Here is a 24,610-nt window from a genome sequence, read left to right on the forward strand (position 1 = left end):
CGAGAATGTTACATTCTCTAATTTGGAATCACCGAAGTGAATTCCGATACTCACTCGTTGTTCAGTTTTCAAAGATCAATTTGTTCTTTTCTTCAACGTCGCGCTTGTCAGCAGCGACCTTTATAATATATCACAACACCTTCGATTAAGTCAAGCGTTTTTTTGATTTCTTTTTTCGCTTTCCTTTTGAACAAGTTATTGATAATTAGCTTGTCCGAAGGGCCGAGAATTAATGTACCATAGATCCTTAGGCCCCGTCAACCTTTAAAATAAAGTTATTTTTAGACCAAGTAACATCAGTACACCCGGTAGTCCTAAAACCGTTACTGCGCCTATCGTCGCCGGATTTATGGGTATATAGACTTCAGTCAGCAGACCCGAGAAATTAACAATATAAATCCCTACAGCCGCAAGTACCAGGTGAGTTCCAAATACAGTAAGCCAGCCCACGCCCAGCTTTTTACGGAATACAATTAAGCCCAGCAGGATTAACGACCCGACCAGAACGGCTAATGCAATTGTCCGCATCCCACTCTCTCCCCCACTCATATAAATTACCTGACGGCATTACAACCGGCTACGGTTAATCCCCAGGCTTTTGGCGTGCTTGAGATGGATCTGATACTTACGTTCGGCAGCCTCAAGAATAAATATGGCGTAATCAATCTGATCCTGGCCCAGAGCCTCATTAAACATCAGGTGTGCTCTCTCCCACTCCAGCTGAGCATTACGAACCTCCAGGAACACACGCCAGTCCTCATCCACGCTTGAATCACGGAAGCTTTTATCGCTGCTTTCCTGCCGGGCACTCCCCCACCACCGCATACTATACTCCCCCCTTATGAAGAATCCTGCTTCCACAGGCCAAACTGCACAGCTGCATATTCTCATTCATATCGGCGGGAGGACAAACTTAGAACCAAAAAGCAGAAAGCTTCAATTCAAGAAAAGGAGCAGCATTTGTTTATAAACAAAAAAGAAGCCTCGCGGGCTTCTCTTCTGCATACAGCTATAGCAATATCCGTTACAAGACGCCTCACAGCTCGCGTCGGCCCTCCAGAGCTTTGGACAAGGTCACTTCATCCGCATACTCCAAGTCGCCGCCTACGGGCAATCCGTGGGCTATTCTCGTGATTTTGATATCAAACGGCCGGACAAGACGGGAAATGTACATAGCTGTAGCTTCCCCTTCGATATTCGGGTTGGTCGCCATAATAAGCTCCTTGACCCTTTCGTCGCTCAGCCGTGTCAGGAGCTCTTTAAGCCGGATATCATCCGGACCAATCCCTTCCATCGGAGAGATTGCCCCCTGCAGAACATGATAATAGCCGTCAAACTCCTTAGTCCGCTCGATGGCAACAAGATCCTTGGGCTCCTGAACCACGCAGATGACTGAGGAATCGCGGGTTTTGTCCTGGCAAATCCGGCAAGGATCAGTATCGGTAATATTACAGCAGACCGAGCAATAGTGAAGATTTCGTTTGACGCTGACAAGCGCCTTGGCAAAATCAATAACTTCGTCCTCTTTCATGTGTAGCACATGAAAAGCCAGCCGGGCTGCTGTCTTTGGCCCGATTCCGGGCAAGCGCGTAAAAGCATCAATCAGCTTGGCTAGCGGTTCTGGATAATACAAAGTGATGATTCTCCTTTGAGCTAGAGTGTAGCGGGCTTAGAACAGTCCCGGGATCTTCATTCCGCCAGTGAATTTGCCCATGTCATTGTTAGCCAGTTCTTCCGCTTTGGTAAGCGCATCGTTAACAGCAGTAATCACAAGATCCTGCAGCATTTCAACATCATCCGGATCTACAGCTTCCGGTTTGATCTGAATGGACAGTACTTTTTTGTGTCCGTTAACCTGTACGGTAACTACTCCGCCGCCGGATGTTCCTTCTATCGTTTTGCTGCCCAGCTCTTCCTGTGCCTTAAGCATTTGCTCCTGCATTTTCTTAACCTGTTTCATCATTTGATTCATATTATTCATTGGTCGTCTCTCCTTTGGGATGCGCTTAGGCGCTGATAGGCTTAAAGGCTATTCCTTTATGACAACAAGGTCTTCCCCAAACAGCTGGATCGCCTCGTCAATCCATGGTTCACTCTTATCTTCCGCGGCATCGTGCTCATGCTCCAGCCGCAGCTCCTCACTGCCCGGTTTGGCAGCTGATTTCTGCGAAGCCTCATTCCAGTCACGCAGCATCATTGTCACCAGGCGATACGGCTTGCCCAGACGCGAAGCAAACACATTCTCGATTACCTGCCTGTTAGCCGGCTTCTCGGTAGTATCCCGGTGGATAGTATTCTTAAAAGCCACCAGCACCGCATCATCCAGCACCGATACCGGCTCCCCGTCAACAAACCAGGCGTGAACCGTAACCCGCTCTTCCTTCACGGCCTGGAGCACAGTACTCCATTGTTTATAAACAGCATTAGAGTCAGAGCTATCCTTGCTGGCAATGAATTTATCAAGCTGCGGAGGCAGCTTGGAGGATGACGAGACACGCGGAGCCGGGCTTGCAGCAGGGGTCTGGCGCTGCCCAGCACCCTGATCCCGTCCGCCCCCGGATAATCCGCCCGCTTGAATAGCCTGCTCAAGCTTCTTCTCCAGCGCCGCAATCTGACGCTTCAAGGCTTCCAGTTCGCCCGCAGCTGCCGGCTGGCCGCCGGCCGCCGGCCGCCGCAAAGCATCAGCTGCTGATGAAGAAGCTGTTAACGGCGGCACAGTTTCCTGCTGCATGGTGCACAGCTTCATCAGGGCTACCTCAAACAGCGTCTGGGGATGGGTTGCGTATTTCATTTCACCAAGATAGCGGTTTAAAGTCTCAACGATCTGAAACAGCCTTTCCCGGGAAAAACCGTTGGCCATATCACGGAACTCAGCAGGATTAAGCACACGGTCCGTAAGCTTATCGGCACCCGGGACCATCTTGATCATCAGCAGATCCCTGAAATAATACAACAGATTCTCCAGACACTTATCAGCGCTCTTGCCTTCCTGCATAAGCTGCTCCACCAGTTCCAGCAGCCGCCCCATATCTCCTTCAAGAATGGCAGTGGCGAGCTTTGCGAACTGTTCGGAAGGAATGCCGCCGGTCATGCCGAGCACCTGCTGATAGGTCACTTGGCCGTCTGTAAAGGACGAGATCTGATCCAGTATGCTGAGCGCATCGCGCATCCCCCCGTCGGAGAGCCTAGCGATATACTGGAGCGCATCGGCATCTGCGGTAATGCCCTCTTTCTGGCAGATCTCGGCCAGCCGGCCGCTCTGCTCCTCCAGAGATACCCGGCGGAAATCAAAACGCTGGCAGCGGGATATTATCGTTGCCGGCAATTTATGAGGCTCTGTCGTGGCCAGTATAAACATTACATGCGGAGGCGGCTCCTCCAAAGTCTTCAGCAGGGCATTAAACGCCTCTGTTGTCAGCATATGCACTTCATCAATAATATACACTTTACGGCGTACTTCGGTAGGCGCGTATTTCACCTTATCCCGCAGGTCGCGTATTTCCTCAACACCGCGGTTGGACGCCGCATCAATCTCCTGAACGTCCATGATATTGCCCGAAGTGATCCTTAGGCAGGAAGGGCATTCATTGCACGGCTCAGGACCCGGCCCGCGCTCACAGTTGACCGCTTTGGCGAGCACCTTGGCCGCACTGGTCTTGCCGGTTCCGCGCGGGCCGCTGAACAGGTAGGCATGAGAGACCCGCTGTTCACGGATTGCATTCTGCAGCGTCTGGATAATATGCTGCTGCCCTACCATGTCCTGAAACGACTGCGGCCGCCAAGCACGGTACAGCGCGATATGTTCCACTATGCATTACCCTCTCTTAGACTGCCGCTTTCCGGCATTTGTCGCTAATTTATTATACTATATTCACCAGAATTTGACCAAAAACAAAAAGCATCTTCGCTTGTGGCAAAGATGCTGTTATTAGCTGATATTAAACCGTGCACCTGTTATTGATGACTGCGATCCAAGCGGCAACCCTACGGAACTGCTCGGGCTAGGCCACCCTCCGGCACAAGAGTAAACTTGCTTATGGCTGCTTCCTTCCGGACCTGACCAGGTTCACAAGCACTCATTGCGGAGGACCCAACCGTCAACACAGCCCATAGGAACCAAGGCCTCACATCGACAGCACCTCTAACAGGAATTCAACCTCGCTACAGCGGATTGCGAGTTACAGGGCACCGCTACCTCCCCGTCTAGCACGGCGAAGATAAGTATAGCTCACACCCCGGCAAAAATCAACCTCTCCCTGGAAGTGGCAAATAAAAACTCCCCGGATATGCATCCGGGGAGTCCATTTAGTGCTAAGCCGCAGCCCAGCGCTGGTAATTAGATACCGTATTTCTTCTTGAATCTATCGACACGACCACCAGCATCCAGGAATTTCTGTTTGCCAGTGAAGAACGGATGGCAGTTGGAGCAAATTTCGACGCGCAGTTCCTGCTTAACAGAACCGGATTCGAAAGTGTTGCCGCAAGCGCATGTCACATTAGTAACGTGGTACTTCGGTTGAATGGCTTCTTGCATTTCAATTTCACCTCTCTTGCCCTAGGCCTCATGCGGACCCAGAGTTATTAAACACACAACGACATTTTAGCACGAAATTTGGGACACTGCAATATCTTTAAAACACGGTATACCGGATCTGATTAGAGTGTGACACGGCGTGCCTTCACCCGAGCGAGCTCAGCTGGAGGTACATGTGTATAAGAGCCAATTACTACATCCGGCAGCTCCTCACGGAAGATATCAAGCATGGTCTTCATTCCCAGAATCTCCCCCCGGGCAGGAGGAATAAGTCCCAGGTAGCTCTCAGGGTCAATATTAAGATTGCGCATCTGAATCAGCTTAAGATCAGTGCGCCGGCAAAATTCAACCATCGCTTCAATCTCCTCCTCCCGGTCTGTTACTCCCGGGAAAATCAGATAGTTAATTGAAGTATACACGCCCTGGGAAGCTGCATATTTCAACGACTTCTCTACATTGGCAAGCGTATACCCGCGCGGCTTGTAATAGGCATTGTAGTGATCGTCCAGCGCACTGATGGTGCTGACCCGCATAAGGTCAAGCCCAGCATCCACAATCCCGCGGATATGGTCGCTGAGTCCGGCATTTGTATTGATATTGATGTATCCCATATCTGTAGTTGCCCGGACTTCACGGATCGCTTCAATAATCAGTTTAGCCTGGGTGGAGGGCTCACCTTCGCAGCCCTGCCCGAAGCTGATAATGGACTGCGGCGTCTTCAGATGCTCCAGCATGACCTGGGAGATTTCGCTCACTGTTGGCCGGAAGTTCATCCGGGTCTGCGGAGAGACGAATCCGCTGTCATCAGGCTGTTCTGATATACATCCGAAGCAGCCGGCATTACACGAGTAGGAGACCGGGACAGCTCCTTCCCAACGGCCCAAAAAGGTGTTGGAGGAGGTAAGGCATTCGTAGCCGAGCGCACAATTCGAGAGATGGTCATACAGGCGGTTATCCGGGTATTTAGCCCGCAAATCACCTACCCCTACTTCGACTTCTCCCCGGTCACAGTTGAGGGGGTTCCACTTCTCCGGATCATCCGTCGGATCTGCAGCAACATAAAAGCCGCCGTCCTTCCACACTACAGCTGAATAGCCGAAGAGCGGAAGCTTATACGACTTGTCTGTCTTGACATAGCCGGGAAGGCACAGTCTCGTATAACCCTGCGGCAGCAGTGCACCGACTGCTTGTGACCCCTCCGGCAGCGGCAGCATTTCACCCGTCTCAGGATTCATGCCTACTGCACGGGTGCTTGGCAAACCTACGAGGGTAGCTCCTTCCGGCAGCGGAATCAGCTCCTCCTCCAGCATCTCAACGATCATATCGCCGCTGCGGGCAAGACCATACAGCTCCGGATGATCATATACATTTCCTTGTTCATCGGCATATACCAGATACATGTTAATCTCCTCTTATTTTCTATTCTCAGGTTGTAGGGACAGAAGGTGTCTTGGGCCGTGAGGTACGCCGTGCAGATGCACCGCTATTTGAGGTTCCGCCGCTGCTTGCAGTACCGTTTGTTGCCGAATCCTTGCTTCCGGCCACATCGAACGAGGCCAGGAATTCAGCGTTGGTCTTGCTGTCACGCAGCTTTTTGAGGAAGCCTTCTACGAAGTCATACGACTCGTTCATATTCTTGCGGATAGCCCAAATGGTATCCAGTTCTTCCTTGCTCAGCAGTACTTCTTCGCGGCGTGTTCCGGAACGCCGGATGTCGATAGCCGGGAAAATACGGCGTTCCGCAAGCTTCCGGTCCAAGTGAAGTTCCATATTGCCCGTACCTTTAAATTCCTCATAAATAATATCGTCCATACGTGATCCGGTATCAATCAGCGCTGTAGCAAGTATCGTCAGGCTTCCGCCCTCCTCCACATTGCGCGCAGAACCAAAGAACCGTTTAGGACGATGGAAAGCTGCAGGATCAATACCTCCGCTGAGTGTACGTCCAGATGGAGGAACCACAAGGTTATAAGCACGCGCCAGCCGTGTAATGCTGTCCAGCAGAATGACAACATCCTTCTTATGCTCAACCAGACGGAGAGCCCGCTGCAGCACAAGCTCGGCAACTTTGATATGATTCTCAGGCAGCTCATCAAATGTAGAGGCAACTACCTCACCTTTTACCGAGCGCTGCATATCCGTTACTTCCTCGGGGCGTTCATCAATCAGCAGTACAAACAGTTCAATCTCGGGATTGTTAGTGGAGATACTGTTGGCAATTTCTTTCAGGAGGAGCGTTTTCCCTGCTTTGGGAGGTGCTACGATCAAACCGCGCTGCCCCAGGCCTACAGGAGCAAGCAAATCCATTATTCTGGTAGACAGATGGGTAGGGGATGTCTCAAGCGGCAGCTTGTCTTGCGGATAAAGAGGTGTAAGCGCCGGGAAATGCAGGCGTTCCGCTGCACTAGCAGGATTCTCGCCGTTGACGGCATTAACTTGAAGCAGACCAAAGTACCGTTCATTTTCTTTCGGTGTGCGGCATTTTCCTGATACAAGATCTCCGCTTCTAAGATCAAACTTGCGGATTTGCGAGGCTGAAATGTAAATATCCTCCGGACTGGGCAAATAGTTGATTGGCCTCAGGAACCCGTAGCCTTCCGGCAGAATTTCCAGCACGCCTTCCATAAACATCAGCCCGCTCTGCTCCGCCTGTGCCCGGAGGATGGCGAAGATCAGCTCCCGTTTCTTCAGCTGTCCGTAGTAAGGAATCTGGTATTTCTTGGCCAGCTTATACAGCTCGGTCAGTTTCATTTCTTCCAGATCGGAAATTTGAAGATCCATGTAATAACCACCTATTCAATTTTTATAAAATATAAATCTATTAAATTGCTCATTAGGATAGGATTACCCGATTTGGAAGGAGATATGCAGCACTTTCACGAAAATCCCCTTCAAAAATCAGATAATCCTATGATTTAATCTTCCTCGCGCCAGATTTCAGCACCGAGATCACGCATATTCGATACCAGGTTGTCGTAACCGCGGTCGATATACTCTACGCCTGTCACTTCCGTAATTCCGTCTTCAACAGTCAATCCGGCAATAACAAGCGCTGCACCTGCACGCAGATCAGCCGCTTTTACTTTGGCTGCATTAAGCCTGCCACCTTCAATAATCGCCGAACGCCCTTCAACACGGATCTTTGCGCCCATGCGCACCAGCTCGGGAACATGCTTGAACCGGTTGCTGTATACGAAATCACTTAATACACTGACTCCTTCAGCCTGCGTAAGCATGCTTGTCATCGGGGACTGCAGATCCGTGGCGAAGCCCGGATAGATCAGCGCTTTTACATCGATATGCTCATATTTGGGTCTGCCGATAACGCGGATGCTCTCATCCAATTCCTCAATACCAACCCCCATCTCCAGCAGCTTGGCCGTCAGCGCCTCCAAGTGCTTGGGGATCACATTATCTATCAGCACATTGCCGCGCGTTGCCGCCGCAGCAATCATATATGTTCCAGCTTGGATCCGGTCAGGAATGATGGAATGGCGGCAGCCATGCATCTCGGTAACGCCCTCAATCCGGATGGTTTCTGTACCGGCGCCTTTAATAACAGCGCCCATTGAGTTCAGCAGGGTAGCTACATCTATAATCTCAGGCTCTTTGGCCGCATTTTCGATAATTGTAGAGCCTTTGGCCCGTGAAGCCGCCAGCATAATGTTAATGGTTGCACCGACGCTGGATACGTCTAAATAAATTTTTGCACCGCGCAGTTCCTTGGCATACAGATGAATAGAACCATGATCATTAGTCACGGTTGCCCCAAGTGCTTCAAAGCCTTTGATATGCTGATCAATCGGACGGGGCTCGAAGTTACAGCCTCCGGGCAGACCTATAGTCGCCTCTTTAAATCTTCCAAGCAGCGCTCCCATCATATAATAAGAAGCACGAAGTTTTTTGACTGGTCCGTTAGGCATGGGAATGGAAACAATACGGGAGGGGTCAATTCTCATCTGGCTGCCTGTCCAGGAGACAGTCGCGCCAAGCTCTTCAAGAATTTCGGAGTATACGGCTACATCACTTAGGGACGGCAAATTATCCAGAACAACTTCAGATTCAGCTAAAATAGCCGCAGGAATAAGCGCAATCGCGCTATTCTTCGCTCCGCTGATGGTTACAACGCCCTTTAGCGGACGTCCACCGCCAATCATTAATTTTTCCATAGAATTATCTGTTTCCCCCTACGTGTATTGCAGCTTGCCCTGGCAATACCTGCTGTGGCTTATTAGTGTGAAGAAGAAACGGCTGCGCCGCCCTTTGAAAAAGGACGGCACACGTTTCATTAAAAAGAATATCCATATTAGACGATCTACAATATTGAACAGCTTGTCCGCCTGGGGCGAGTCAGCTTAGGCTTTGTTGCTGGAACCGAATTCGCGGATTTTGCCGATAACGGTCTGTTTGATAGCTTCACGGCCTGGTGCAATGAATGTACGAGGATCGTAAGCATCCGGTTTAGCAGCCAGCACTTCGCGAACCACTTTTGCGAATGCAATCTGGTTCTCAGTGTTTACGTTGATCTTGGAAGTTCCCAGGGAGATAGACTTCTGGATATCGTGCAATGGAATACCGGTACCGCCGTGAAGAACGAGCGGAAGCTTAACAGCATCGCGGATTTCTTCCATTTCTTTGAATCCGAGGTTAGGCTCGCCATGGTAAGGGCCGTGTACGGAACCAAGCGCCGGAGCCAGAGTATCAACGCCAGTTTCTTTAACCAGAGCAATACACTCGTTCAGGTCTGCATATTGGATACCGCCGATAACGTCATCTTCCTGTCCGCCTACAGTACCAACTTCGGCTTCAACGGAAACGCCTTTAGCATGTGCGTATTCAACAACTTTTTTGGTCATTTCGATATTTTCAGCGATTGGATGGTGGGAACCGTCGATCATAACGGAAGTAAATCCGGCATCAATAGCGTCTTTACATTTGTCAAAGCTGGAACCGTGGTCCAGGTGAATGGCAACAGGAACAGAAATCTTCATGTCGTGAATAAGTCCTTCAACCATCTTCACTACAGTAGTGAATCCGCCCATGTGACGCGCAGCGCCTTCAGAAACACCAAGGATTACCGGGGATTTCTCTTCTTCAGCTGCACCAAGAATCGCCTGAGTCCACTCCAGGTTGTTAATGTTGAACTGGCCTACTGCATATTTTCCTTCAAGTGCTTTGTTTAACATGTCAGTCATCGATACTAATGGCATGGTTTCAATCCTCCTAAGAATGTTGGTTGCTTATATATAAGCCCACATCACATACAGGCTTATTATAGCACATCCTGTGTCAAATACTAAATAGGGCACACAAAAAAATGTCCCGGTGGGACGATATTTATCCAACCCTTAAAAAGGGTAGACTTATCCTGATTTAGCATATCCATAGAAGACCCTCACCAAACCATTAACACCAACAATACTGCGGCATATTAACCGGCTTGCCCCTGAAGGTGCGTATTCACCGCCACCCGCATTTCATCAATGTCAAACGGTTTGGTAAAATGCATTAATGCGCCAAGCTTTGTTGCCTCCTTGATCATATCGAGTTCTCCATATGCCGTCATCATTATAACCTTTATAGCCGGATCGAGCTCTTTCAGATGCTTGAGGATTTCCAGTCCGTCCATACCCGGGATTTTCATATCCAGCAGAACCAGATCCGGGGATTCCTTCTGGACGATTTCAAGCGCCGCTTTTCCGTTAGCAGCCTGATAAGTGACATACCCTTCGCTATTAAATACTTCCATCAGGAGAATCCGGATTCCGTTCTGATCATCGACGATTAACACTTTTCTCTTTTCCATATCATACCCTCCCAGATATAAGGCAGATTGTCTATGCCGCGCCCTCTCACAGCCGACGGCCCGTTATGACTGTTCAGTCTATACGAAACCTATAATTCGTGCTTTGCAGCCAAAATCCTGCTAATTGGATAAAAAGGGTAAATACATTCCATTAAATGGTGGTATACCGGCATCAGAGTTCGGTAATTTCTGCTTCTATATCCAAAAGAAGACCTCCTTACGGAGGTCTTCAGCCGGCTATTAGTGCCGGTATAACATATACTTATGGTGTTGTTTATGACTTACAGCTGCTCTGAATGCGTCAGGGAGGCTTTGACAAACTCGCGGAACAGCGGCTGCGGACGGTTCGGACGGGAAGTGAATTCCGGATGGAACTGCACTGCCAGGAACCAAGGGTGTCCCGGAAGCTCCACAATTTCGACCAGGCGTCCGTCCGGTGATGTTCCGGAGATAACCAGGCCCGCTTTTTCAATCTCATCGCGGTAAGCATTGTTAAACTCATACCGGTGACGGTGACGCTCATACACCAGCTCATCATCATAGCAGGACATTGCCAGGGAATCCGGCAACAGCTTGCATGGATACAGGCCAAGGCGCATTGTTCCGCCCATATCTTCAATATCCTTCTGCTCCGGCAGCAGGTCGATCAAAGCATGTGGTGTAGCCGGATCGATCTCCGAGCTGTTCGCACCAGCCAGTCCCAGAATAGAACGGCCGTACTCGATTACTGAAACCTGCATCCCAAGGCAAATGCCGAAGAATGGAATGGACTGCTCACGTGCATAACGGATTGCAGAGATTTTGCCTTCAATCCCGCGGTCCCCGAAGCCGCCCGGAACGAGGATGCCACCGATGCCGCCAAGCAGCTCGTCCACATTCTCATCCGTAATCAGCTCAGCGTCAACCCAGCGGATTTTGACTTCTGCGTTGGCTGCAAAGCCGGCGTGGGACAGAGACTCCACAACACTCAGATAAGCGTCATGCAGCGCCACATATTTACCGACAATGGCAATTTCAACCGTGCGCTCAAGCTGCTGAATCCGGCTCAGCATGCTCTCCCATTCACGCATATCCGGCGCCGGCGTAGTCAGCTTAAGGTGGTTGACCACGATTTCGTCCAGGCCCTCGTCGCGCAGATTCAGCGGAACTTCATAAAGAGTGGAGGCATCGCGGCATTCTACTACGGCATTTTTGTCAATATCACAGAACAGAGCCAGCTTAGCCTTCATGTCATCAGTCAAAGGATATTCCGTACGGCATACAATCACATTCGGCTGAATTCCGATGCTGCGCAGCTCTTTTACACTGTGCTGTGTCGGTTTGGTCTTCACTTCACCGGCAGCTTTGATATAAGGAATCAGGGTCACGTGAATGTACATTACATTCTCCCGGCCAATGTCGCTCTTGATCTGACGGATCGCTTCCATGAACGGAAGACTCTCGATGTCCCCTACGGTACCGCCGATTTCAGTGATAACTACGTCAGAGCCTGTCTCACGTCCAGCACGGAATACACGTTCCTTGATTTCATTCGTGATATGCGGGATAACCTGAACCGTTCCGCCTAAGTATTCACCGCGCCGCTCTTTGCTGATGACTGAGGAATAGATCTTACCTGTCGTCACATTGCTGTTCTTGGACAGATTAATGTCAATAAACCGTTCGTAATGTCCAAGGTCAAGGTCTGTCTCCGCACCATCATCCGTTACAAATACTTCCCCGTGCTGATAAGGGCTCATTGTCCCCGGGTCTACGTTAATGTAAGGATCGAATTTCTGGATTGTCACCTTAAGACCTCTGTTTTTGAGCAGCCGGCCCAGCGAAGCGGCTGTAATGCCCTTGCCCAGGGAGGACACGACGCCACCCGTTACAAAAATATACTTTGTCACTGTAAAACCCTCCTAAATAAAGTCCAGAAATTCAGGCGACGCTTCTGTTTATCGTAACCCTTTTTTCCATCATCAAACCGGGGGAAACCAAAGTTACTTCCGCCGCCCAAAATGAAAGGCGATCATCCCAAGTAGAAACGGCTTCACCGTTCTTCAGGGAAGGCGGCATCCGTTTCTGCAGAAATATCAGACCTGTGTATAAGTCCCTAGACTTATACTGCTGATATTTTGAAAAACACGGAAAAACCATCTAAAAAAATAAAAAAAGTGACACCCGTAGAGCCGGGGCACTTTTTATTTTAGAAAACATATTAACTTTCATTAGAAGCCCATGCAATAGTTTACTCTGGCGATACCACCCGTGTCAAGGGAGGAATTAAGCCTTCTTACGATATTAATAATCGTCGTCTTCGGCGCCGTCAGCATCCCCATTGTCATCTTCTTCGGAATCCTCTTCGTCCTCGTCTTCGTCGATGTCGTCATCATCAATAACCACATCATCGTCAACTTCCTCTTCGCTGTCGTCGTCGGAATAGAGGTCGTCGCGGTCTTCGTCGATCGCATCGAAATCCTCTTCCTCAGCAGAGTAGTTATCATCCTCTTCGGTGAAGTCATCGTCTTCCAGATCGTCGTCCTCATCGTTGATGATGCGCGGACGCTTGGAGTTGCCGACTGGATCATCGGAGCGCTCAAGCGGATACCAGCGTTTGAGTCCCCACAGGTTGGTTCCGACACAGGCAAAACGCCCGTCGATGTTGATCTCGGTATATAACTGGGCAATCGTATCGTTGGTTTGTTCTTCGGTCATACCGCGCAGCTTGGCCACTTCAACCATAAGGTCACGGTAATAATAAGGCGTATTAGCCGCCTTGAGCACCAGGAAGGCCAGGTCGACCATCGGCATTTCTTTAACTTTCTCAGGGTCCAGCTTTAAATTGAGTGGCGTACTCACTAAAGGACACTTCCTCTCACGCATATTAACAAAACTAAGTAAAACCTATTTGAGTGCAAAATGCAAGTCAAATACGGCAGGAAGACGGAAATGAACAGGAATAATATGTAATCTGCCTGCAGTCATTAAAAAGGCGGAGGATATTCCTCCGCACATGACTGTATCCACGCCAAGGATCGGCTCCTTACGGGATGTTGCAAAGAGAACTGAAGATCTCTTCTGTTTATTTTATGTGATGCACCGCTTTTTGACACGATGGGCAGCCTATTTCGCTAAAAAAGGGCAAGTTCCCATTCGGACGTCTGCCTCCCCTCATACAATATGGCAGCACGGCAGCGAGGGGGGGGACGGCGTAACCTATGGATTATTACGGATTTTGGCAGTTGCTGCTTGATGAGATTTCGGCTGCCCCCAAAAATGCGGAGCGGCGCATTGTGACCTTCAATGATCACCGCCAGTATGCCGGAGCCCTGTCACAGTGGAAATCCCTGAAGGCGAAGCGCCCGGGGCTGCGGCAGGTTCAGGTCTCAAGTCTGCTCAAGGCTTTTTTTGTACCGGCCGCAGGAGCGGAGAAGCTGATGGACAAATTCGCCGCCTTCTTATGCATAGAAGAAGACCTCAGAATCCAGGTTCACTCCCTGGCGGGTGAAAAAACAGGTGCCGCGATGATGCCATGGGGCGTGAAGGCGATTCATGCCCCCCAGGCATGGTCCAAATCCACCGGCGTCCATGTGAAAATCGGTGTCATTGACACAGGGGTCGATTACCGGCACCCCGATCTGAAGTATTCGCTCGCCCCCGGCGTCAATCTGCTCCACCGCGGCATGCTGCCGCTGGATGACAACGGGCACGGTACACACATTGCGGGCACACTGGCAGCAGCAGGCGGCACCCGCGGCATGATGGGCGTGGCGCCGCGGGCCCTGCTCTATCCGGTCAAGGCTTTTGACCATAACGGCTCTGCCTATGTGTCCGACATTGTGCTTGGCATCGACTGGTGCGTCCAGAACAAGATCGACATCATCAATATGAGCTTCGGCATGAAGACGCGGAGCAAGGCACTGCATGATGTGGTGATCAAGGCCTACCGGGCCGGGATCGCCATCATCGCCTCCTCCGGCAACGACGGCAAGCGGGGCGGGGATTACCCGGCCCGTTATCCCGAGACGATTGCCGTCGGCGCCCTTGACCGGAGGCACCGCGTCGCGGCCTTCAGCAACCGCGGCCCGTATATCGACGTATACGGGCCCGGCGAGGGCGTGACCTCCTGCTGGCTGCGGGAGGGCTACAAGGAAATGAGCGGCACCTCCATGGCGACCTCGCATGTCACCGGTGCCGCGGCCCTGCTGCTCGCGCTCCGCCCGGCGCTGACGCCGCGCGAGCTGAAGCAGCTCCTGCGCCGCACGGCCCTGCCGGTGCGGCTGCGCAAGGGCCAGCGCCGTGCCGCCCTCGGCGGCGGCGCAGCCGATGCCCTGCGCCTGCTGCGCGCAGGCGCAAGAGCCAAACGGGCCGCCGCCGCTGCCGCGAAGGCGTAGGCCCGCCCGCCCCCGCCGCGCACTGCGGCGGGGGACAGCCGCCGGGCGCAGCGCCGGCGGCACCAAAAAGCACCGCCTCCCCGGGGCACGGGGGGCGGTGCTTGGTGTGCTGAGCGGGTGTTACATCCGCTCAGGGGCAGTGACGCCAACGAGACGCAGGACGTTGGCGATGGTGATGCGGGCCGCGCCCAGCAGGGCGAGGCGGGCCACGGTCTGGGCAGCGTCGTCAGTGATGACGCGCTCTGCCTTGTAGTAGCTATGGAACAGTGCGGCCAGATCGTACACGTAACGGATCAGGCGGTGCGGCGCATAGCTGTCAGCGGCAACTGCGATCTCGGCAGGAAGCTCGCCGATCTTGCGCAGCAGGTCGTATTCGTGAACGGCCGTCAGCTTGCTGAAGTCAATCTGATCGATGGCCGGGACGGTGATGCCCTGCTCCTCAGCCTGGCGGAAAATGCTGCAGATCCGCGCATGCGCATACTGCACATAATAGACAGGATTCTCGTTGGAGGTGGAAATCGCCAGATCCATGTCGAAATCAAGATGCGAATCCATGCTGCGCATGGTGAAGAAGTAGCGGATCGCGTCGAGGCCGACTTCTTCCATCAGTTCTTCCATCGTAACGGCCTTGCCGGTACGCTTGGACATTTTGACCTTCTCGCCGTTCTGGAACAGGCTGACCATCTGGGCAATCAGCACGACCAGCTTCTCTGGGTCATTGCCAAGCGCCGACATGGCTGCCTTCATCCGCGGGATATAGCCGTGGTGGTCAGCACCCCAGATATTGATCATGGTATCGTAGCCGCGCTCATACTTATCGTTGTGATAAGCGATATCCGGTGTCAGATAGGTGTAGGTGCCGTCGTTCTTGATCAGCACGCGGTCCTTGTCATCGCCGTATTTAGTGGTATTCAGCCAGGTAGCGCCGTCCTGCTCGTACACTTCGCCGCGGTCGCGCAGCTCATCCAGCGAGCGCAGCACCTGGCCGTTCTCGTACAGCGAGGTCTCGCTGAACCAGATGTCGAAATTTACGCGGAAGCGTTCAAGGTCACGTTTGATCTTGCCCAGCTCCTTCGTAAGCCCGTAGGTACGGAAAAATGCCGCACGGTCTCCCGGAGTCATCTCCAGCAGGGTGTCGCCCTTTTCGGCAACCAGCTCCTTGGCAAATCCCTTGATATCCTCACCGTGGTAGCCGTCCTCCGGCATTTCCGCCGGCTGGCCGAGCTCCTGCAGGTAGCGGGCCTCGATCGATTTGCAAAGATTGTTCACCTGGTTGCCGGCATCATTAATGTAGTATTCGCGGGTTACCTGATAACCGGCAAAATCCAGCACATTGCAGAGGGCATCGCCGACAGCCGCGCCGCGGGCATGTCCGAGATGCAGGCTGCCGGTAGGGTTCGCGCTGACAAACTCCATTTCTACCTTTTTGCCTTTGCCTGTCTCAATCCGGCCGTAATTGTCGCCCTGCTCTGTGACAAGACCGATGACCGGATAAAGGTAGCTCTTGGAGAGCGTGAAGTTGATGAAGCCCGGACCTGCGATTTCCGCTTTCTCAATAGAAGCTGAAGCAGTGTCCAGATGTTCAATAATAGCTTCCGCAATTTGACGCGGGTTGCGCTTGGCGATCTTGGTGAGCTGCATAGCGGCATTGGTCGCCAGATCTCCATGAGCCTTGTCCTTCGGAACTTCCAGTGCAATGGCCGGAAGCTCTTCCTGGGTTACGAGACCGGCGGCCAGAATAGCACCCGCAACCGCTTCTTTGACCCGCTCATTGGCAAGCTGCAGCGGATTTGAACTTTGTGTCATAATTGTGGTTCCTCCTGTATATACAAACTGATAGCGAACTGTCCCGATAGCTCCCCGTAGACGTACAAGTCATACTCCCACGAGACCTCCAGCGAACGTCCATTACGCATAATATCCAGCTTCCGCGTGTCGGTAGAGAGATTAAACTGGGCGTACGGGGACCGGTAGAAGCCCGGCAGGCGCCGTCCTGTCTCAAAAGACTGCTCAGACTCAATGCTCCCGTGCCGGATCAGCTTCAGTTCACAGCCCGTAATCTTGATCATCGTACGGACAGACACAGCCTCTCCCTGCGGACCCTGCTCCGCTTCCTTATAACGGATAAACAGCTGCTCCCCTTTGGAAAAAGCTTCCCCGGCAGCCTTGATCACATTCTTCTGCCCGTCCTGCCGGCTTTCCAGAGTAACAGTAACACCGTATTTGGCGGACTGTAGTTCAGACATGCTCTGTTCCTCGCTTATCGTTCTATTCATAAATTCAAGGCATATTCGCTTACCCATTGTACACTAAATCCAGTCCGGGTGAGCAATACAATTGAACTTTTATTTTCCCCTTTGGGACTAGCCGCGGCTCCAGAGAATGTTTGGACTTCCGGCCGCTGCCCTTCTGCAGATTTCTTCAATTTATTTAGTTACAACGGCAGCAGCCGTACAGTATCCTTGGCCCGCAGCTGTTCCACCATGGCATGCCAGGCCGCAGGCTTATCCTCGAGCACCGCATAATAGCGGGTCAGGAAGTCGGCTACCAGCGCGGCCTCTACCGATTCCAGCCCCTCTTGTCCAGGCATGAAGCAGAGATCCAGACCGGTTACAGCTTCGCCGTCGCCCTGCCAGGAAGGGTGGACATAAGGGAAATCAAGCCGCTCATACCCAAGATGGGACAATACCTCGCGTCGGACAAACGGATTCATCGGCTTAACACCGCCGAAGCTGAAATCCTCCACCCGGTACGGATCATAAATCTCCGCGAACATGCCGTACAGCTCCTTGCCGTTATCTGCTGCCAGCTTCCTCAGATCCTTCAGGCGGCTTTGAGCCAGAAAACGCCCGATCCCCAGGCCCTCACGGCCGATTACGGTGAAGTCAGTCATCGCTACGTTCCAGTCCGGATAGTAACGGTATTCTGTAGTCCCGACAACGATGCCTTCATGGACGGCTGCGAACACACGGATTCCCGGATCCTCCAACGGCTCCTGCCACAGGCTGTATTCCAGCACCTCTTCCGGCGGGAACACCTCACCCAGCAGATTATGTACTTGTCTGAATAGCGGATCAGAAAGGCTCGTAATTCTTACATATTCCATAGAAGAATCTCCTCCAGTGTTATTTTGATTGGGTTTTGCCTTCAGCCTGTCTTTTCTATAAAAAAGGGTTGCGCCACTCCATCAGTGCCGCGTAATTGCAGGACTCCTCGTCCTCAAGATATTCCGGGGCCACACCAAGCGGCGTCCGTCCGCAGCGCAGCAGAAAAGTAATAACCGGATCCGCCAGCTGCCCGCCGGTCACCTCAGCCAGATAAGCCTCTGCCGATAGCCGGGAAGCTTCTTTATGATAGCCGGGCATTCTTCCCGCACCTAGTAGCCGCTCAAGCTTCTGTTCTACGACCACATGATACAGGGACTGCACCAGCTCCTTGCCCAGTCCCAGCTTGCGGAACTTCGGGCGTACGCACAGATCTGCAATATACAGCGTATTGCCGTCCGGCTGATGTGTGGTGATATATCCGTCTGCCGTTACCTCAGACCAGGTATGACTGTGATGTGCCGATTCTTCATTAAAATGAATTTTGAGGCTCGTAACCGAACCGGCCAGTTCACCGTTCACTTCGGCGCACAGCGCCCCCTCCGGGAACAGTTCCACATGATTGTGCAGCTGCTCCCGGTTCCACAGCAGCTCTGCCGGATAAGGAGGCGGGAAAGCTTCCGATTGTATCGTAATGAGCTCGTCAAAATCCGCCGCCGTATAATTCCGGATTACCGCAGGAACCGGCACTTTGCCGTCAAAGGCATAAAAGCTTTTCGTGTACATCCTTGTCTGACTCCTTTATGTCCAGTCTGTGTACAGGTCCGTTCTCCGGTCGCGCCAGGTGGTTACCGAACCGCGCTCACGCACCCGGTACAGCATCTCCAGGTCCAGATCAGCGGTAATAATCATGTCATCGTTAATCTCCCCTTCGGCCAGCAGCCCTTTTGGCGGAAAGGGAACATCATTAGGTGTGATAACAGCGGCCTGCCCGAAGTTCGCACGCATGAGATCAACGGTTGGCAGCGACCCGACGGTTCCTGTGAGCACAACATAAATCTGGTTTTCGATCGCACGCGCATGACTGGTATAGCGGACCCGGTGGAAGCCGTGGCGGTCATCCGTGCAGGACGGGCAAAAAATGACGTCAGCCCCCTTGGCTCTGGCCATCCGCACAATTTCCGGAAATTCAATATCGTAGCAGGTCAGCATGGCAATGGTTCCTTTGTCCGTCTGAAAGACCTCCAGGCCTTCTCCGGCCCCCATATTCCAGCCTTCCACCTCAGCGGGAGTAATATGGAGCTTGGCCTGCTCGGCAATTCTTCCGTCGGGATAAAAGAGATGCGCCACATTGTACAGCTTGCCGTTTCGGCGCAGCACATGGGTGCCTCCGATGATGTGCACATTATATTTGCGGGCAAAACCGGAGAACATCTCCCGGTACTGCTCCGTAAACTGCGGCAGATCCTCAATGCCCAGGGCGTTACCCTGCCCGTCCCCGATGGACATCAGCTGAGTTGTGAGAAACTCCGGAAACAGGATAAAGTCGGTGCTGAATTCCTCAGCCGTCTTAATGTAATGCTCACACCGGGCAGCAAACTCATCAAACGAAGTTATCGTATGCAAATGATATTGAACAGCGGATACGCGAAAGGCCACTCTGCATTCCTCCTAGCATTTGTCCACAGGCTCCGCAGGTATGCGGAACAGTCCTGTTAAAGTAAATCAAATTTTATCATACTGGCGGTCAAAATCACACTCGGCGGGAAAACGTAAAAAGGCGCTCTTGTTATACCCGCAAAAAAAGCGGCCCCGGAAGAGGAACCGCCCTGTCATTAGTATAGAGTTGTTATTTTGTTATTGTTATTTCCCTTTAAAAGCAAACTTCTCCGTCCAGGTCATGCCGCCGTCCTTAGTGGCATAAAGGGATGAAGTATCGGCATCTTTGACTGCCATCCAGCCCGCTTTGCTGTCGGGGAAGGAGATCCTTGCTTCATATCCGGCAATTGCCGGCAGGTTGCTCCATTGCTTGCCCGCATTCACTGTGCGGCCGACAGCCACCTGTTCACCTGCAGGCGAATAGCCGGCCAGAAAGGCTGTGCTGCTGCCGGCCAGTTGCATGTTGCCCGGTCTGCCGGAGGCAGGTCCTTTCTTCAGCAGCGCTGATCCGCTGCCCGGTGCAGGACCGCCGCCTGCCGTCTCCTGGGCGATTACACGGGTCCAGCTCTTTCCCTGATTGCCGCTGGCGTACAGCGAATACGAGGTCTGGGACATGCCTGATCCTCCGTACAGGAGTGCATATACCTGATCACCCTTGGCATATACCTGTCCGTACTCCGGGTAAGCAAAAGCCGATTTGAGTGCCAGCTTCCAGGTCGATCCGCCATCTGTGGTCTTCATAACCCGGTAGCCTTCGCCCGGTGCCACCACGACTGCCCAGCCGTTATTGCGGCTGGTAAACTCTGCGCCGCGCGTGTTAGCCGGAGTCTTGATCTGGCTCCAGCTCCGTCCCCCGTCCTCCGTATAATACGTAAAGGCACGGACATAACCGAAGCCGTGCTTGCTGTCTGTAAATGCGATCCGTTCAAAGCCTACCTGTGACTCCGAAATTCTCTTCCAGGTTGATCCGCCGTCCGATGTGCCGATAAGATAGGCCCCGTTCTGCTCCTGAACCGAAGCTAATGCCCACCCATGCACATTGTCCGGGAAGGAGATCTGCCGGAAGTTCCACTGGCCTTCATAAATGTTCTGGAAATGGCTGCCGCCGTCCGATGTGCCGATCATAAAGCCTTTGCCTGCAGCCCGTCCTGTATCTGCACTGAGAAACGCCAGGTCATTGAAGCTGAGCGGTGTCTCTTCAGCAGCCAGATGCTTGGCCTGCAGCTGCTTAAGCAGACCATGGTCTCCGGCGCCCGCCGGTGCTGCTGCATGTACCGGAGCTGCTGCACCCCCGGACGAAACCGCGAGCAATCCCGCGGAGAGAATGGTTAGTGCTTTTAGATGTATCTTTTTAGTCCAATTCATGATGACACCTCCTGTGATATATATACCCTTTCCTGTCAGCACTACTCTGTTATACTCCCCGTCCGCAGTTCTATCTACCCTGAGAAGGTCACAAAAAGAAGACAATTTGGTTACCGCTGCCTCCGGCCCTGAATATCTGCCCGTTTCCTTTCCCATAATGAGAACTAACCGGCACTATTATGAACGACGCCGGCCGTTTCGCATTCCTGAGGACAAGGAGCCTGAAGCCATGCCGCGCGATTCTGCTAACCCGAAAGTCAAAAGACACCGTTTACGCCGGCTGACCCGGCTGCTGGCCGCCCTGACGATACTGCTGTTGCTTGCTGCCGGAGCACTGCTGGGCTATCTATATAACAAACCGCTTCCGCCGATCGGCGATGATATCCGCTCCCGCCTGCTGGATGCCAGAGGCAATGTGCTGGCCACCTTCACGACGGACGGGCGCAGCCGCACTCCGGTTACGCTGGACCAGATCTCCCCTGAGCTGATCCAGGCTACCCTGGCCGTGGAGGACCGCAAGTTTTTTAGTCATTCCGGTTTTGATTTGAAAGGCATGGGACGGGCGGTGCTGGCCAATCTGGAGACGGGCGAGCGCTCCCAGGGGGCCAGCACGCTGACCCAGCAGCTGGCGCGCAACCTGTACCTTACCCATGAAAAAACCTGGACCCGCAAGGCCAAGGAAGCGATTTACACAATGCAGCTGGAGATGAAATACAGCAAAAAAGAGATTCTCAATATGTATTTAAATGAAATCTACTACGGTCACGGGGCTTATGGCATTGAAGCAGCCTCCCGCATGTACTTCGGCAAAGCGGCGGCAGATCTGAATCTGGCGGAAAGCGCACTGCTGGCCGGCATCCCCAAAGGCCCGACCTATTATTCACCCTACACCCATCCGGATAACGCCAAAAAGCGGCAGAGTATTATTTTAAACTCTATGGTCCAGGTAGGAGATATTACAGAAAAACAGGCCGAGGAGGCCGCCCGGACCGTTCTCAGCTTTAAGCCGCAGGGCCAAAAGGATACTGTCGTGCTTGCCCCTTACTTCCGTGATTATATACGCGGGCTGGTCACCGACACGCTGGGGATCAGCAATGACGAGCTGGAGCTGGGCGGGCTGAATGTGTATACCACGCTTGACCCTGATATGCAGCAGGCAGCTGAAGAAGCCGTGGATAAAGGGATGGACCCGGCCAGTGAGCTGGAGACCGCCCTCGTCTCCATTGACCCGCGCACCGGTTATATCAAAGCAATGGTCGGAGGGAAGAACTACCGTTCCAACCAGTTCAATCATGCCCTGGCCACTACCCGGCAGCCCGGTTCATCCTTTAAGCCCATTATGTATCTGAGCGCGCTATCCTCAAAAACGATGACCGGCCTGTCGGTTTTTAACAGCCAGCCGACGCTGTTCCATTACGACAACAACCGCAAAACGTACCAGCCCAAAAATTTCGGCGACAAATATCTCGGGGAAATTAATATGCGCCAGGCCATCGCCGCTTCCGACAATATCTATGCTGTAAATACGATTATGAAAATCGGCGCGGACCATGTCGCAGAAATGGCAACCCGGCTGGGGATAAAAAGTCCGCTGCAGAGCGTGCCCTCCCTGGCGCTCGGAACCTCACCGGTCAGCCCACTCGAGATGGCTTCCGCCTTCGCGGTAATCGGAGGCGGAGGTGTCCGGCAGCCGGTGACAGCCATTCTGAAGATTACCGATTCCAAGGGCGATCTGGTCTATGAAGCCCCCCAGGCCGGGGGGGAGCAGGTCGTTGAGCCTGCGGCAGCCTATGTCCTGACCCGGCTGATGGAAGGGGTCTTTGAGAGCGGCGGCACCGGTAACCGCGTAGCGTCCATTATCAAGCGCCCCGTAGCAGGCAAGACCGGGACTACGGATACAGACGGCTGGATGGTCGGCTTTACGCCGGAGCTGTCTACTGCAGTCTGGGTTGGATATGATAAGGGCCGCGAAATCGCTACCTCTGACGGAAGACGTGCTGCCCCGATTTTTGCCGAATTTACGGAGAAGGCGCTGGCCAATGTGCCGCCAAAGATTTTCCCGATTCCTGACGGCGTTGTCAGTGTCTACATCAACCCGGAATCAGGCAAACTGGCTACGGCCGCCTGCCCGGAGAAGGAGCTTGAGACCTTTATCAGCGGCACGGAACCGACAGAATATTGCGATGAGCACAGCACCCGCGGGGAAACAGCGCCTGCTGAAGAGCCGCCGGCCGGTCCGGCCAAGGAAGAACACTCGCTGTGGAGCGATATCAAGCGCTGGTGGCTGAACTAGCTGGCAGTTGCAGCCGGCGCGCCCCATAAGGTACGATGAGCCCAAAAGCGGCAAGCCCCGCTTGCCGGGAAAGGTGCCATCCTGATATGAACCATAAAGATAACGAACCTACAGGGTACGGGCTTGTCCCGCCTGAGCTTTACAGGCTTCCGGCTCTGCAGGCTGCACCGCTTCTCCTGGGCCAGCACCTGGTGCGGCGCACAGAGGACGGGGAGATCCGCTGCCGCATCGTAGAAACAGAAAGCTACGGGGGCTTAGAGGATAAGGGCAGCCATGCCTTTGGCGGCCGCCGTACCGCCCGGACGGACGTAATGTTCCGGGAGGGCGGAACCATCTATATCTATCTCATTTATGGCATGTACCATTGCCTTAATGTCGTTACATCCGGGGAAGGTGATCCCCATGCTGTACTGATCCGGGCTGTGGAGCCGCTGACTGACGCCGATGCGGCCCTGATGCGTGTTTACCGCGGTAATGCCGGCCGCAATCCGGCCGGGCTCTCCGGCGGGCCCGGCAAGCTATGCCGTGCGCTGCGGATCGACAAGAGCCTGAACGGGCTCCGGATTGACAGCGGAGACAGCCCGCTGCGGCTGGAGCAGGGTGAACATCCTGAAGTCCTGGATATTGTACAGGCTCCGCGCATCAATATTCCCTATGCCGGAGAATACACAGAGCTTCCCTGGCGCTTTTATCTCCGGAATAATCCTTATATTTCAGTGAAGGATAAGCTGGAAACACCCTTTATCCCGGGCTGAATCCTGCCTCTTCGTTTCCGCCTGTTTCGGTGCCCGTATATTGGGTAAAAGGAATAGAACCCTAATAAGCCGCCTGCCCTGGTTGACCAGAGCAGGCGGCTTCCCTCATGTTCACCCAATTGATAAATGGATGCGCTTTCCCCGTTCTCTAAACTTACAATTACTGCTATAATCGTAGATATCCGCAAAAAAATATAAAGATGTAAATGAGGGACATGAGATGAAGGATACAGGCATGATCCGGAGTTTAGACAGTCTTGGCAGAATTGTGGTTCCTGTAGAAATCCGCATGACACGCAATATCGAAATTGGGGATCCCATCGAATTCTTTATCCTGAATGATGAGATTATTGTACTCCGCAAATACACTTCGACCGAATGTACGTTTTGCAGGAGCCTTGACCACGTAACTTACTACAAGGATCAGTTTATCTGTAATACCTGTCTTAAGGAGCTTGGCGATCCCGGCCGTGTTCCGGAAGAAGCAGAACCTCTGCAGGGGGCGAATGAGGAGAGCACTGACCCTGCCCGCAGCGGCCGCCGGACCAAGACTGAGGAGATGAGCCAGCGTCTGGAGAAGGCTATAGCCGAGCACCCCTATGCCAACCAGAAGACGCTTGCGGAGATGCTTGGCATCAGCCAGGCCAGAGTAAGCCAGCTCAAGCGCAAAATCAGTTCATCCGGCAAGTAGAAGCACTGCCTGCATCCATGATCCCTCAAGAATAATAATAAGGGCTTGAACCTTCCTGCTGTGAAGGTCCAAGCCCTTTTGTCCGTC

The 24,610-nt window shown here is 52.8% G+C and carries 23 protein-coding genes and 1 other RNA gene; 4 read left to right on the forward strand and 20 right to left on the reverse strand.

The annotated features are described in order from the left end of the window. Positions 1-264: 264 nt before the first annotated feature. The 14 genes from M2108_RS28115 to rpoE form a co-directional block, all read right to left on the reverse strand. Complete coding sequence (locus tag M2108_RS28115) at positions 265-528, reverse strand: pro-sigmaK processing inhibitor BofA family protein (protein ID WP_277472750.1); 264 nt, start codon at positions 526-528, stop codon at positions 265-267. Positions 529-567: 39 nt separating this feature from the next. Then, positions 568-825, reverse strand: coding sequence for a hypothetical protein (locus tag M2108_RS28120; protein WP_068722309.1), 258 nt, complete (start codon positions 823-825; stop codon positions 568-570). A gap of 211 nt (positions 826-1,036) precedes the next feature. Next, positions 1,037-1,633, reverse strand: a complete 597-nt coding sequence (gene recR / locus M2108_RS28125) for a recombination mediator RecR (protein WP_277472749.1) — start codon at positions 1,631-1,633, stop codon at positions 1,037-1,039. A gap of 36 nt (positions 1,634-1,669) precedes the next feature. Further along, positions 1,670-1,981: a YbaB/EbfC family nucleoid-associated protein gene (locus M2108_RS28130; protein WP_090719013.1), complete on the reverse strand. Its 312-nt coding sequence runs from the start codon at positions 1,979-1,981 to the stop codon at positions 1,670-1,672. A 48-nt stretch (positions 1,982-2,029) separates the two neighbouring features. Continuing rightward, positions 2,030-3,808 (reverse strand): DNA polymerase III subunit gamma/tau, encoded by a 1,779-nt coding sequence (gene dnaX, locus M2108_RS28135; RefSeq protein ID WP_277472748.1) that lies wholly within the window; start codon positions 3,806-3,808, stop codon positions 2,030-2,032. 135 nt (positions 3,809-3,943) lie between these two features. After that, positions 3,944-4,212, reverse strand: an RNA gene (ffs, locus tag M2108_RS28140) — signal recognition particle sRNA large type. A gap of 124 nt (positions 4,213-4,336) precedes the next feature. Further along, positions 4,337-4,534 carry a 50S ribosomal protein L31 gene (gene rpmE / locus M2108_RS28145; protein ID WP_068722301.1) on the reverse strand — a complete coding sequence of 66 codons (198 nt, stop codon included), beginning with the start codon at positions 4,532-4,534 and terminating at the stop codon, positions 4,337-4,339. A 122-nt stretch (positions 4,535-4,656) separates the two neighbouring features. Continuing rightward, entirely contained in the window at positions 4,657-5,934 is a 1,278-nt protein-coding gene (locus M2108_RS28150) for a radical SAM family protein (RefSeq protein ID WP_277472747.1), read from the reverse strand. A 25-nt stretch (positions 5,935-5,959) separates the two neighbouring features. Then, positions 5,960-7,315, reverse strand: a complete 1,356-nt coding sequence (gene rho / locus M2108_RS28155) for a transcription termination factor Rho (RefSeq protein ID WP_277472746.1) — start codon at positions 7,313-7,315, stop codon at positions 5,960-5,962. 134 nt (positions 7,316-7,449) lie between these two features. Beyond that, positions 7,450-8,703 carry a UDP-N-acetylglucosamine 1-carboxyvinyltransferase gene (locus M2108_RS28160; RefSeq protein WP_277472745.1) on the reverse strand — a complete coding sequence of 418 codons (1,254 nt, stop codon included), beginning with the start codon at positions 8,701-8,703 and terminating at the stop codon, positions 7,450-7,452. 186 nt (positions 8,704-8,889) lie between these two features. Next, a complete protein-coding gene (gene fba, locus M2108_RS28165) occupies positions 8,890-9,744 on the reverse strand; it encodes a class II fructose-1,6-bisphosphate aldolase (RefSeq protein WP_277472744.1) in 855 nt (284 codons plus the stop codon). A 221-nt stretch (positions 9,745-9,965) separates the two neighbouring features. Continuing rightward, entirely contained in the window at positions 9,966-10,340 is a 375-nt protein-coding gene (locus tag M2108_RS28170) for a response regulator (RefSeq protein WP_068722293.1), read from the reverse strand. Positions 10,341-10,621: 281 nt separating this feature from the next. Further along, positions 10,622-12,229 carry a CTP synthase gene (locus M2108_RS28175; RefSeq protein WP_068722291.1) on the reverse strand — a complete coding sequence of 536 codons (1,608 nt, stop codon included), beginning with the start codon at positions 12,227-12,229 and terminating at the stop codon, positions 10,622-10,624. A gap of 394 nt (positions 12,230-12,623) precedes the next feature. Beyond that, on the reverse strand, positions 12,624-13,181 hold the full coding sequence (rpoE, locus tag M2108_RS28180; RefSeq protein WP_277472743.1) for a DNA-directed RNA polymerase subunit delta: 558 nt from the start codon (positions 13,179-13,181) through the stop codon (positions 12,624-12,626). 359 nt (positions 13,182-13,540) lie between these two features. Here rpoE and M2108_RS28185 point away from each other — a divergent pair, with 359 nt between their 5' ends. Further along, a complete protein-coding gene (locus M2108_RS28185) occupies positions 13,541-14,716 on the forward strand; it encodes a S8 family peptidase (protein ID WP_277472742.1) in 1,176 nt (391 codons plus the stop codon). Between the two features lie 120 nt (positions 14,717-14,836). Here the strand turns inward: M2108_RS28185 and argS are convergent, their stop codons facing one another. From argS to M2108_RS28215, 6 genes are all read right to left on the reverse strand, one after another. Then, positions 14,837-16,522 carry an arginine--tRNA ligase gene (gene argS, locus M2108_RS28190; RefSeq protein WP_277472741.1) on the reverse strand — a complete coding sequence of 562 codons (1,686 nt, stop codon included), beginning with the start codon at positions 16,520-16,522 and terminating at the stop codon, positions 14,837-14,839. Continuing rightward, positions 16,519-16,962 (reverse strand): YwiB family protein, encoded by a 444-nt coding sequence (locus M2108_RS28195; RefSeq protein ID WP_277472754.1) that lies wholly within the window; start codon positions 16,960-16,962, stop codon positions 16,519-16,521. Before M2108_RS28195 ends, argS begins: the two co-directional genes overlap by 4 nt. Positions 16,963-17,150: 188 nt before the next feature. Next, entirely contained in the window at positions 17,151-17,822 is a 672-nt protein-coding gene (locus tag M2108_RS28200) for a GNAT family N-acetyltransferase (protein ID WP_277472740.1), read from the reverse strand. A 55-nt stretch (positions 17,823-17,877) separates the two neighbouring features. Then, positions 17,878-18,546: a GNAT family N-acetyltransferase gene (locus tag M2108_RS28205; protein ID WP_277472739.1), complete on the reverse strand. Its 669-nt coding sequence runs from the start codon at positions 18,544-18,546 to the stop codon at positions 17,878-17,880. A 15-nt stretch (positions 18,547-18,561) separates the two neighbouring features. After that, positions 18,562-19,419 (reverse strand): carbon-nitrogen hydrolase family protein, encoded by an 858-nt coding sequence (locus M2108_RS28210; protein WP_277472738.1) that lies wholly within the window; start codon positions 19,417-19,419, stop codon positions 18,562-18,564. Positions 19,420-19,623: 204 nt separating this feature from the next. After that, on the reverse strand, positions 19,624-20,784 hold the full coding sequence (locus tag M2108_RS28215) for a beta propeller repeat protein (protein WP_277472737.1): 1,161 nt from the start codon (positions 20,782-20,784) through the stop codon (positions 19,624-19,626). A 229-nt stretch (positions 20,785-21,013) separates the two neighbouring features. Between M2108_RS28215 and M2108_RS28220 the strand changes: the two genes are divergently transcribed. The 3 genes from M2108_RS28220 to M2108_RS28230 all read left to right on the forward strand — a co-directional run bounded on the left by M2108_RS28220 (position 21,014) and on the right by M2108_RS28230 (position 24,523). Next, entirely contained in the window at positions 21,014-23,077 is a 2,064-nt protein-coding gene (locus tag M2108_RS28220) for a transglycosylase domain-containing protein (RefSeq protein ID WP_277472753.1), read from the forward strand. A gap of 86 nt (positions 23,078-23,163) precedes the next feature. After that, positions 23,164-23,832, forward strand: a complete 669-nt coding sequence (locus M2108_RS28225; protein WP_277472736.1) for a DNA-3-methyladenine glycosylase — start codon at positions 23,164-23,166, stop codon at positions 23,830-23,832. A 220-nt stretch (positions 23,833-24,052) separates the two neighbouring features. After that, complete coding sequence (locus M2108_RS28230; RefSeq protein ID WP_277472735.1) at positions 24,053-24,523, forward strand: AbrB/MazE/SpoVT family DNA-binding domain-containing protein; 471 nt, start codon at positions 24,053-24,055, stop codon at positions 24,521-24,523. Positions 24,524-24,610: the final 87 nt, after the last annotated feature.

The organism is Paenibacillus sp. PastM-3, from assembly GCF_029893965.1.
Classification (GTDB): domain Bacteria; phylum Bacillota; class Bacilli; order Paenibacillales; family Paenibacillaceae; genus Paenibacillus_AQ.